The sequence below is a fragment of the Bacillus sp. EE-W1 genome (assembly GCF_009760835.1).
Classification (GTDB): Bacteria; Bacillota; Bacilli; order Bacillales; family Bacillaceae_G; genus Bacillus_A; species Bacillus_A wiedmannii.
Genome location: NZ_WIPE01000142.1, coordinates 1 through 10,129, shown reverse-complemented (window position 1 = coordinate 10,129; position 10,129 = coordinate 1). Strand labels below are relative to the sequence as shown.

At 40.0% G+C, this 10,129-nt stretch carries 13 protein-coding genes; 3 read left to right on the top strand and 10 right to left on the bottom strand.

Going from position 1 to position 10,129, the window contains the following annotated elements:
* Positions 1–333: 333 nt before the first annotated feature.
* The 10 genes from GFJ36_RS29280 to GFJ36_RS28505 all read right to left on the bottom strand — a co-directional run bounded on the left by GFJ36_RS29280 (position 334) and on the right by GFJ36_RS28505 (position 5,354).
* Positions 334–498 carry a hypothetical protein gene (locus GFJ36_RS29280; protein WP_165770985.1) on the bottom strand — a complete coding sequence of 55 codons (165 nt, stop codon included), beginning with the start codon at positions 496–498 and terminating at the stop codon, positions 334–336.
* Between the two features lie 123 nt (positions 499–621).
* The gene (locus GFJ36_RS28545; protein ID WP_157349842.1) at positions 622–795 is read right to left on the bottom strand and encodes a hypothetical protein; all 174 of its coding nucleotides are present in this window, start codon (positions 793–795) and stop codon (positions 622–624) included.
* A gap of 47 nt (positions 796–842) precedes the next feature.
* Positions 843–1,064: a hypothetical protein gene (locus GFJ36_RS28540; RefSeq protein ID WP_157349841.1), complete on the bottom strand. Its 222-nt coding sequence runs from the start codon at positions 1,062–1,064 to the stop codon at positions 843–845.
* A gap of 71 nt (positions 1,065–1,135) precedes the next feature.
* A complete protein-coding gene (locus tag GFJ36_RS28535; RefSeq protein ID WP_157349840.1) occupies positions 1,136–1,912 on the bottom strand; it encodes a hypothetical protein in 777 nt (258 codons plus the stop codon).
* A 26-nt stretch (positions 1,913–1,938) separates the two neighbouring features.
* Positions 1,939–2,178: a hypothetical protein gene (locus GFJ36_RS28530; RefSeq protein ID WP_157349839.1), complete on the bottom strand. Its 240-nt coding sequence runs from the start codon at positions 2,176–2,178 to the stop codon at positions 1,939–1,941.
* Between the two features lie 2 nt (positions 2,179–2,180).
* Entirely contained in the window at positions 2,181–2,441 is a 261-nt protein-coding gene (locus GFJ36_RS28525; protein ID WP_157349838.1) for a helix-turn-helix transcriptional regulator, read from the bottom strand.
* Positions 2,442–2,985: 544 nt separating this feature from the next.
* Positions 2,986–3,345 carry a hypothetical protein gene (locus GFJ36_RS28520; RefSeq protein WP_157349837.1) on the bottom strand — a complete coding sequence of 120 codons (360 nt, stop codon included), beginning with the start codon at positions 3,343–3,345 and terminating at the stop codon, positions 2,986–2,988.
* Entirely contained in the window at positions 3,345–4,367 is a 1,023-nt protein-coding gene (locus GFJ36_RS28515; protein ID WP_157349836.1) for a phage antirepressor KilAC domain-containing protein, read from the bottom strand. The genes GFJ36_RS28520 and GFJ36_RS28515 overlap by 1 nt, the downstream gene beginning before the upstream one ends.
* A gap of 32 nt (positions 4,368–4,399) precedes the next feature.
* Entirely contained in the window at positions 4,400–4,705 is a 306-nt protein-coding gene (locus GFJ36_RS28510) for a hypothetical protein (protein ID WP_157349835.1), read from the bottom strand.
* 16 nt (positions 4,706–4,721) lie between these two features.
* The gene (locus tag GFJ36_RS28505) at positions 4,722–5,354 is read right to left on the bottom strand and encodes a helix-turn-helix domain-containing protein (RefSeq protein WP_157349834.1); all 633 of its coding nucleotides are present in this window, start codon (positions 5,352–5,354) and stop codon (positions 4,722–4,724) included.
* Positions 5,355–6,355: 1,001 nt separating this feature from the next.
* On the opposite strand from GFJ36_RS28505, the gene GFJ36_RS28500 reads away from it, so the two are divergent.
* The 3 genes from GFJ36_RS28500 to GFJ36_RS28490 all read left to right on the top strand — a co-directional run.
* Complete coding sequence (locus GFJ36_RS28500) at positions 6,356–6,499, top strand: hypothetical protein (RefSeq protein WP_157349833.1); 144 nt, start codon at positions 6,356–6,358, stop codon at positions 6,497–6,499.
* 580 nt (positions 6,500–7,079) lie between these two features.
* Entirely contained in the window at positions 7,080–7,655 is a 576-nt protein-coding gene (locus GFJ36_RS28495) for a recombinase family protein (protein WP_157349832.1), read from the top strand.
* A gap of 643 nt (positions 7,656–8,298) precedes the next feature.
* Positions 8,299–10,129 (top strand): diadenylate cyclase (locus GFJ36_RS28490; RefSeq protein WP_194956680.1); only part of this gene is annotated, 1,831 nt, incomplete at its 3' end.

Genomic DNA, 10,129 nt, shown 5'->3' with positions numbered 1-10,129 from the left:
GTCCCAGGAGAGATTCGAACTCCCGACCGTCATTTACCTACGATATATAAAACGACTCTTTCATCGTTTGCTGAGCGTACATTTGTGCGGTCAACTGACCGTTTTTGTAATTAATATTATACACTATAGAGCGGCTCTGCGTCAATGTTGAAAGCCCTCGTATTCTATCGATTCTATATACGTAATTTTAACGCATTTAGACGAATAACTATTCCACGGATGAAAAGATAATAGCCTCAAAATCGCATTCTCGGTATCACACTTTTCGAATATTATCTCGCTGCGTGCAAAAAAAAGACAGAAACCCGCTAGGATCTCCGTCATGTCTTCGCATTAATTTGTGTTTAGATGTCGAGACATTGCCATCCCGTGAATTACGATCGGTGCCGCCTTCTTCGTTTCCGCGTTTCCTCTCGGTTGGATATCTCTCGATGTAATTCTAGTTGTGATATCCCTTGCATAGTTCTTTGCATCTTGTTTCGTATTGTTCTTCGTCATATTCTCGTCCTCCTTCTTTTAGTTGTTGTTTATATTCCGCTATAACCTTCGCTTTCTCTTCGTCTAGTCGTTTTATATCTCTTTCGATTTCGAATAGTGTTCGCACATTAACACGTCCTTTTCTTATCGTTTGTTTTGTTGCTCTCGCTCTTCGGCGATCTTCTCGGCGATCTCATCCTGTAGCTTTCGGATCTCCGCTTTCTCTACCTTTTCCGCCTCAGCTTGCGCCGCTTTTCGGGCTACCTGCTTTTTATATAGTCGTTGTTCCTCTTCGTATAGTTCGATTAGTGTTGCCATTTTACCGCATCCTTTTCGTTATTATTTTATGTAGCATAATCGCCAACCTAGCGCCAACGATCAAATACATCTACCTCTTTTACGCCTGCATTCCCTCTATTCGTCTTCTTATGTATCTGCCATTCGTTAGATTCTACACAACGTACTAGATTGAATCCGTTACGTCCGTGCAAATGCGTCCCTACTCGTAGCATTGTAGTTACGTTCTCTCTATCTGTTTTAGTTAGTTGGTCGAGATTATGTAAAACTGCTTCGCCTTTTCTTGTCATTTCGTCGTCTCCCTTTTTGTCTCTATTTAGTGGATCGTAGGGAAGCCGCCAAGCCTCCCCGATCTTCCGTGTTACTTAGTAATAAGTGCACCTGTCATGTCTGAGTGTTCCATCTGTACTCGTAGAATGCGATCGCGATGCACGTTCTTATATGCTTCCGTGTCGTTCGCGTATTCATTTAGATATTTCGAGAACTCATTAAACGCCGCGCCATATTTCGCAGTATCTACGAATGCAGCATTTTCGATCGCCTCGATTCTTTGTAGTACTTCGAATGCTTCGCCCGCTCCTTCGACTTGTGTAGCGCGAACTAGTTTATTGTGTGTATTCCCTAACGCCTGGCGAACTTTGTGCGATGCTTCTACGCTGCCGCCTGCGCTTTGTAATACCGCTTGTCCTAAAGTAAAGAACTCGTCTTGAATGGATCGCGCTAACGTCGGATGATCCGCAGCCTCTACCATTTCCGCTAAGAATTCCGCCGCTCGTGTCGGGTTGGATGCGAATAATACTCGACCTTTTAACTCTTTCATTTTCGCATTAAAGATCGTTTCCTTGTTCTTCTCGACCTTCGACGGCTCTTTGTATAGATCTCTTTCCGCTAACATACGAGCCTCGCTGATCAATCTATCGTGAGCCTCTTTTTCTTCTTCGATCATGCAGACCATAGCAACCTCGTGTTTTCGTTTTAACTTGTCGATCTGTGCGAACTGTCCTTTTGCCGTTAACATATCGTTACTTCTGATCTTTGCTTGATTCTCTCGGAAAAGTTTTTGCATCCCTAGTACCTTTCCTGTGAAGTTTCCTTTGATCTTGTGAGCTTCTTGAATTAGGTTTTTTGATGTTTTCATTTTTGTATCCTCCATTTAATTTCGTTTTATTTTTGTTTTCTTTGATCATTCTGATATAGATAATTAACGCGGCTGATCACGTACAATGCAGCGGTATCGCGCGTCTTTCTTCGTTTAGCTTGTTCGTATAGCCATCGCAGTGAACTAAAATTGATCGGTGGCTCTCCTGATTTTAGTGGCGTCGGCGTGATCTCGATCCCTGCGAGCTGCAATAGATCCTCGTCGCCTTCGATCGTTATGTGATCGTCATGTTGTTTTACGATCATAATCACTCGTGCGCCTTTCTTTGTAGCTGCTTCATGATGTCTTGGGTTTGAATCGCGTAAAATCGCGCATCGATTAACTTGAAATTCTCTTCACCGACAAAATTAACGATCTTCGCCACGCTCTCGGCGCTGCATACTGATCGATTAACCTCCCACGCTGAGACGCTTTTTTTATCCGCTCCGATTAGATCCGCTAGTTCTCGTTGTGATACGTTCGCCAACGCTCGGATCAATCGCAGTTTGTCGCCTGTGATTTGGTACATTCTTTTCGCTCCCTCTGATGTATACACCATCGACCGGCTGAGATCTGTACAATGTTACATCGTATATTTAAAAAATGTGGCAGCGGGAAACCCGCCACCGCATCATATGTCGTCTTGCGAACGAAACATATTGACGCCTACATAAATTCGAACGAAGACTGGCACTGACGGCGATTCAGCTCACCGCCCAATTGTGTTAATCATGTACTAGATCAATGCGCCTCGCCGTGGATCGGGAAAATCCTACGGCTGGCACTAAGAAGAAAGGAAGGATGAAGAAAGCAATATATGTCCCGTGTTGCCGCGCTAGTAACTAACGTCAGGAAGCGCTATTTACTAGACCAATGGGGATGCAGCGAGGAAAGGAAGAGGAAACCCCGCCGCTAATGGAGAAACGATCAAACCCACTAAAAGAAGTAGGAAACTAGAAAGAGAAAAAGAAGATCTTCTTCTCACTATATATGTACTTCTATTGAGGTCGAAATTGTACTCGTTGTTCCATTTTTTTTAGATTTTATTCCACCGAAACTTTTCCCCGCATATTTTAGGCGATCGACTTCGCCTGATCAGGTCGGTTATTTTCTAACGCCTCTCTGATCGCTTTGCTTTTCTTCGTCTTCTCGACATAACACGGCTTGCAATGCGCTTTCCTTCCGCCTCGTCCGTTACTAAAGAACTGATCTAGCGGCTTTAGCTCTTCGCAGGTCTTACAATATCGATGATCGATCGTTTCGCCGTCGATCTCTACGGGGATGATCAGCGTTTTCTTATTCGTGTTACGTGTGTGATTATTGCACGGCTTGCAGCGTCCTTGCAGTCCATCGAAATTCGATTTGCATTCGTGGAACTGGTCGAGATCCTTATATTTTTTACATTGTGGACATCGTTTTTTACTATTCTGCATTATTTTTCGCCTCCTTTCTCGTGCTTCTCGTATAGATCCGCGATGAACTTCGCGCCCTCTCGCGTTGCTTTCAGACTTTTTCGGATCTTGCCGTTATGATGGTACGTACTTGTTCGGAAATATCTCGCATATTTTAAATTAGCGGTGTAATGACCGTCCGTTTTATCTTTCGCTAGTACTTTTTGATCCTGTAGGAATCTATTTAATTTCATCGCAGAAATATCGCCTATATAATCCTTTCCGACGTTCTCTATTGAAATTAATTCTTTTCCGTTGATCTCGTCGATTTCCGCTCGCGCCTCGTCTCGTTCTTTCGTGACCTTCGCGATATGGCGGTTTTTATAGTCTGCCATTTTCGTAGTTGCTTGCGCTAACTCTAAAATATCGCCGCTCATGATCGCCTTTCCGATCGCTGCCTGCAATTCTAGCTCGTGATCGATCTCCTTTGTTCGCTGCTGATCCGTCGCATTTTCTTCGATATTAAGTAGTTGATCCCGTACCTCTCTCGCGACTTCGCTATCACGTAACAACATGCCAATTCTCAGGATCGCACGTTTAGGGAATAGATATGCACCTCGATAAGATACGCCGCTAGAAAGTAAGTTGACATCATGTCCATTTACTTTTTCTGCAACCTCGCTATATTTCTGATAGTTTAGCCCGTCCGATGTAAGCTCGTCGCGATTACGCTCAATGACCTTATTGATCAAGTAGCGACTTACCTTGTATAATTCTGCGACCTGCTTTGTAGTTGCCATTGCCATATTTGGCAGCAGTAACAGCCCTTTGACTAGATCTAACACTTCTATTCTCTCAACGTACTTATCACGAAGATCGGCGTTTTCGGGATTAATAAGCGCATCCTGATCGATCGCCCCGATTTCGTCTACTTGATCCGCTGCTGCTGCGATTGGCGCTGCGGTTGGGAATGGTACAACATTGTTTTTCGGTGTTTCGGCGCTTTTCTTCGCCTGCGGATAGAATTCCTCGTTTAGTTCGATTTTGATTTTTGTATTTTTCATTTGTATTACCTCCGATTATTTTTTATATTGGTTTATAGTTTTTCGTTTGTTTCGTAATTCCAATTGTCGAGATCCTCCCCATTATTGAGCGTTATCTCTACGGAACTTTTTGTATTTATTTTCGGCGCATTATACAACTTCTCTTCGATCAGCGTTTTATTTTCCGCTGCAAAGTCTGTATTCAACTCGATAACAAGATCAGCCGATGTTATGCCGAACCCAACCGCATAGTTACGTTTTTTCTTTCGCTTACGTTTCTTTTTCTTCGCTGCTGCCGCCTTTTTCTCGTCGGATAGATCTAGATAGCGGCGATCAGCTTCAGGGATTTCGATGTACATCGCGAAACCTCGCTTTCTAGAAACTCATGCTTTCTATATCGTCACTGCTGCCGGTTTTCTTCGCAGCCTGATCCTTTGCCTTACGTTTTTCAATGCGCTGCATGATCTCACTCTTCTTTTCTTCGTCATTCTTGCGGATCTTCTCGACTGCTAGCGCGTGTTTGTAGTAACGTTCCTCGGCTTTCGGGAATCGTTTGAGTAATTCATCGAATGTTAGCGGTAATAATGGAATATACTCGTTACTGCGTCCGATCCCGCGACGCTTTACTGCGACTAGACCGACGTTTTGCAGAATTTTTATATTGTGGTTGATCGTTCTTACAGATTTTCCCGTTTCCATTGCAAGCCGATATTGTGACGGGTATGCTCTCTTTTCTTTCGCGTTGAAAAAATCGATAATGATTTGATATAGGATCAGCGCGCTTTCTGTTATGCCGTAGTCCTGCATATATGAGTAATAGCGCAGATTGGTCGGCATTTTAATGAAGTCTAGCGTATGATCGTTTTCTTTCGGTGTGATAGACTTGTCAAACATCGGCTGATCGATCTGATCCTTTTGGATCTCCGCTGCTGACTTGTCGTAGTTTTCGTGATTCGTGATTTCTTGTAACGTTTCTTCTACTTGTTGGACTAGATTTTCTGTTTTCATTACCTGATCTCTCCCTTTCTATTGAGCGATAAACTGCGTATGAGGCAATGAACTGCGTATGAGTCGGCGGTCAACTGCGTTTCTCATATGAAGTAAACTGCGTTTCTCATAGGCGGTTCGCTACAGGTCAACTAGATTTACAAGAACTAGAGTTATTTTAACTAGAGAATATAACTACGTTCTTTTTTGTTCTTCTATTACGCATAGGATAGGGCGTGAAAGACGTTTAAATAATATCCGCCCGTCGCCTCGTTCATACTGCCGTAATTGCTTACGTTAATATAGAGACATTGATCACGGTCGTTTCGGTCAATCTAGCGAAACTTTTTATTGATCCGCTGCCCTTACGTACATAAACGCGTTGATCCTGATCGTTTGGGCAACTGATGCGAAAATTTATATCGACTACGTGTGTTAACTGATCTCGCCTATAATGGAAGAAACTCGACTACCTGAGTTAAAAAATATATGCGCGAATTTTTATCGAGTGGTGATCGTTTAAATTATCAAGGGGTTGGGTAACTTCGTGAGATCGATCGATATTTAGCCAATAAAAACTTTTTAACATCTAAATTTGGGCTTCGTTTGAAAGTAAGTCGACATCATGTCCATTTACTCGATCGGACTGCGTCAACGTCTTCGAAAACATAGGCGCCAACTTTTAGCGGATCGGGTAAAATCTACTAAATTTACTGTGTGACGCGATGTCACGGACTAGGATCGATCGGGCTTCGCTGCTGATGGAAGTGTCGTGACATCGTGTCCCGTTACTTTTACGCCCTGAGTTAAAAATGGTGTGCGCTATTTCTAGACCACTGCTGAACGGGCTGCGGGGGGTACGTTGGGAGGTTGGCGCTTTTTTTTCGTTTTGGGATGCTGCGACATGTCCGACTTTTTAAAAGCTCAGAAACGAAGCGAGAAGACGATCAAAAGAAGTTTCGAAGTTTAGAACTTTAATTTATTCACGAAAAGAATTACGAAGAAGAAACAACAAACGAAAGTTGATCACGAACTTTAATTCGATTCGATGCGAAGAAGAAAGAACAACGAACAACAAACGAAACTCAATCGAAGAAGAAGATCAATCGAAATCAATCGCAGACTTTAATCAGTTCGAAGAAGAGAACGAAGAAGAAGATCAATAACAATTCTTTAAACGAATTCAATCGCATCGATTAAAGAAGACAATGAACAAGAACGATCTTGATCCGCTGCTGCTGCGATCCATACGATATGATAGATAGTTATGTGGTACGCCGTGGTGTAGTCGTATGCCATGCGCTGATGTAGTGGTAATGCATAGCGTACGTTGCAAGGTGTCTGTGAGCCTCTCTGATAGTTTGTAGGCTATTCGAATACAATAAAGCATTAGACGAGGCATACAAGCGCCTGTGTGAGCCTGTATGAGCGTACTTATATACGGCAGGTCATATCGGGGTAATAGTATCGGGGTATCACGAATAGGTATCGGGCTATTGGTCAAATGATACGGCGGTGTGGTCGATCAGATATCGGCAGGTAGGTACGCCCTATCTCGATCAGGTTGGTAGGTGTGGTCATATGTAGCGGCGTGTCCGTGATCATAATACGCATTAGGCAACACCTTCATAACTTAACAGTATTGACGGTATTTTTAGCGTGTGATAAGATAGCTACATAATAAACCTTCATAACTTACCTTCAAAAGTAAAGGCGAAGGAGAGGGCAAAAAGGAGAAGATAAACTATGAAATACGGATATGCAAGAGTGAGTACATTAATGCAGGATCTAGAGACGCAGGAGATCGCCCTACATAATGCAGGATGCGATATCATTTATAAAGAGAAATTCACAGGAACAACAAGAGATCGTCCGCAGTTCATCGAATTAATGGAGAAGATCAGCGAAGGCGATACACTTGTAATAACGAAACTCGACCGATTTGCAAGATCAACAAAGGATGCGATTGAACTCGTAACAGATCTATACGAAAAGGGCGTGATCGTACACGTATTAAATCTAGGCGTGATCGATCGATCTACCGCAGCAGGTAAATTAATGTTTAATGTATTCGCTGCATTTGCCGAATTCGAAAGAGATATGATCGTCGAACGTACTCAGGAAGGAAAAGCGATCGCTAAGCAGCGTCCCGACTTTAAAGAAGGACGTCCCAAAAAGTTTAACGAGCAGCGACTAAAAGAGGCGTTAGAACTTCGCGAGAAAATGAGTTATTCGATGAAAAAAACCGCAGAGGTTACGGGGATTTCATTATCGACATTAGAACGATATGCACGGAAACAACGAGAGGCATCGAAAAAATAAATCGGTGTCTTTTTTGTATGCGCCGAAATCCTTAGACTTCCAAAGCTATGAGATTTGTAGTAGCTTCGTAATTTAATTCGAAAATATTTACGCTAGTCGAGGCGATCAGGTCGGGCGGATCTACTGCGAATGAAAACCCCTTGATTTCGGATCGACTCTCTCTATATGGCGCCGTGCTGATGTAGCGAAGAGAATGCGCAGATAATCCTACCGATCTACACGAAGTACTACACATATGTATCGATGTACAACGAATAATAACGATCACTACTCGCAACCTATCATAAATCACTACCGAAATGTAGCGAATTGTACCGCTCCCTATGAGTTTCATATATACGTAAATAAATGTAACTATTCTCATTATACGTAAACCACCGTAAACCTCACTCTCGCAAGGGATTCGCCGTTTCATCGGAAATATTACACGAGTTTACATTGAGGTTAGCGCCAACGAAATGCTGACGCTACCTCGTATTTTCAATTGGATATTTGTGTTAGTATATCATTATAAAGATAGTAAAGAAGGGGATTTGAGTTAACAAGCCAGGATAATTAAGCAAAGACAATAGTAAATATAAAAACTATAATTAATGTGAAGTGGAGCTTTCTTTTAAAGAGGATGTAGAGGAGAAGAAGGATAATGAGTGGTTATACAAATGGACAGTTAAAAGAAATAGAAGGAATGTTTGAAACTTTTTTTAAAGTGATAAATAAAAATGCTGAAATAAAAATATCAGAAATAGATGACCCTTTGCAACAAAAACAACCAATTATCGATGATGTTATTAAGTTTATAAAAGTATATGAGGACAAAAGATATTTAATTAAAATTAAAGATTTAGTAGATAGCTCAGAAACAAAAATAAGCAAAGAGTTTTCAATTATATATTTCTTCGTTAATAAACTATGGAATTTATATGCGAATAAAGATTCTACTAATTATAGATTTGGAATGACTAAAATAGTTGAATGGGCTTATAATTTTTTACTTGAACTTATTGATAAGCGAATTAATGAATCTCACTCAGAAGGAATTGATAATGAAGGTATCTTATCTTATTTAGATTTAATTTCCAACAGCCCATATGAAGGAGGTTCATTAGAAGCTAAACTGTTATTAATCAATAAACAAAATATTAGCGAACATATCGATTTAGTTATAGATTTTAAAGGGATTATACCTTATAAAGAAATAAAAAAAATAAGGAAAATAATGGAAATGTGTAGTGATGTAATTTTTGCAGTAGGGGATAAAGAAGGGATTTATGGTTTAGGACATTTTAAAGATTATGGGGAAGCATTTAAACATAAATTAGAGGATAAAATAATTTTTATACATTTCAATGGTAAATTACACTATGATGTTAAAGAAGTATCATTTATTAAGAAAAAAACAACTTCATTTACGGAGGAACAAGAAATTGTAAATTGGAATTATGAGGAAAGTTTAATTTATAAAATTAGAGATAATCGGATAATGTTAAGCGATAGAGAATTTCCAAAAGGTAAATTAAGATACTTTTTAAATCGAATTTTTTCTGATATCTCGGAATCTAATATCGATAAATTAATAAATATTGTCCAAATAGCATCTTATCAGAAACACGGCACAATGTTAGTTGTCGGGACAAAAGATTTGGCCGAAGAAGAGATAAATAGACTTTGCAATTTTCAACAAGCAGTAAAAATAAAAAAAATTAATTTGATTGATATGGTGGAAAGTAAAAGAAATCTAGTTCTTAATCAAATTTCAAGCATAGATGGTGCTATATATTTAGATTTAGATGGAAATGTTCATGGGATTGGAGTAATTCTTGATGGTCCAGCAAATGAACTAGGAGATAGTTCTAGGGGCGCGAGGTACAATTCTGCTATAAAATATAATAAATCACACACAAAAATTAATAATAATACGTTGATTATTGTGGTTTCAGAAGATGGATATATTGATATAGTTGTTAAAGAAGATGAAAAATACGAACTTTTGCTCGATAGTTTATGGAAAAAAATGAACGATGGGAAATACGAACAAGTTCTTGCTGATATTGATCATAATAAAAATGATGTTTCGGGGATTGCTGACTTTAACAGTTTAAAAGCAGCAGCACATACATGGCTAGGTCAGCATAAAGAAAGTATTGAATTGTTAAAGGAAAATTTAAATATAGCACCTAATAATTATCTAACATATACTTATCTATCCCTTAATAAGGAAGGTCTAGGGGAATATAAAGAAGCGCTAGAATATATAAATACGGCTATAGAATTAAATGAGAATGCTAAAAGTGGTATACTTCAAAAAGCAAATTTACTCCTAAAGTTAGGACGAACGGAAGAGTGTAAAGAGTTTATTACAGACCTACATAATAATAATCCTAAAGATTTGGATTATAAAAATTTTATAGAGGGAATAGAGAAAATGATAGAAACGAACCAAGCAGAGAACCGAGCGGATAACCAAGCAGAGAACC

Excerpts from the sequence above, each read along its gene's own strand:
- GFJ36_RS29280 (WP_165770985.1), bottom strand. The coding sequence starts at position 498 with ATGACGAAGAACAATACGAAACAAGATGCAAAGAACTATGCAAGGGAT.
- GFJ36_RS28545 (WP_157349842.1), bottom strand. The coding sequence starts at position 795 with ATGGCAACACTAATCGAACTATACGAAGAGGAACAACGACTATATAAA.
- GFJ36_RS28540 (WP_157349841.1), bottom strand. The coding sequence starts at position 1,064 with ATGACAAGAAAAGGCGAAGCAGTTTTACATAATCTCGACCAACTAACT.
- GFJ36_RS28535 (WP_157349840.1), bottom strand. The coding sequence starts at position 1,912 with ATGAAAACATCAAAAAACCTAATTCAAGAAGCTCACAAGATCAAAGGA.
- GFJ36_RS28530 (WP_157349839.1), bottom strand. The coding sequence starts at position 2,178 with ATGATCGTAAAACAACATGACGATCACATAACGATCGAAGGCGACGAG.
- GFJ36_RS28525 (WP_157349838.1), bottom strand. The coding sequence starts at position 2,441 with ATGTACCAAATCACAGGCGACAAACTGCGATTGATCCGAGCGTTGGCG.
- GFJ36_RS28520 (WP_157349837.1), bottom strand. The coding sequence starts at position 3,345 with ATGCAGAATAGTAAAAAACGATGTCCACAATGTAAAAAATATAAGGAT.
- GFJ36_RS28515 (WP_157349836.1), bottom strand. The coding sequence starts at position 4,367 with ATGAAAAATACAAAAATCAAAATCGAACTAAACGAGGAATTCTATCCG.
- GFJ36_RS28510 (WP_157349835.1), bottom strand. The coding sequence starts at position 4,705 with ATGTACATCGAAATCCCTGAAGCTGATCGCCGCTATCTAGATCTATCC.
- GFJ36_RS28505 (WP_157349834.1), bottom strand. The coding sequence starts at position 5,354 with ATGAAAACAGAAAATCTAGTCCAACAAGTAGAAGAAACGTTACAAGAA.
- GFJ36_RS28495 (WP_157349832.1), top strand. The coding sequence starts at position 7,080 with ATGAAATACGGATATGCAAGAGTGAGTACATTAATGCAGGATCTAGAG.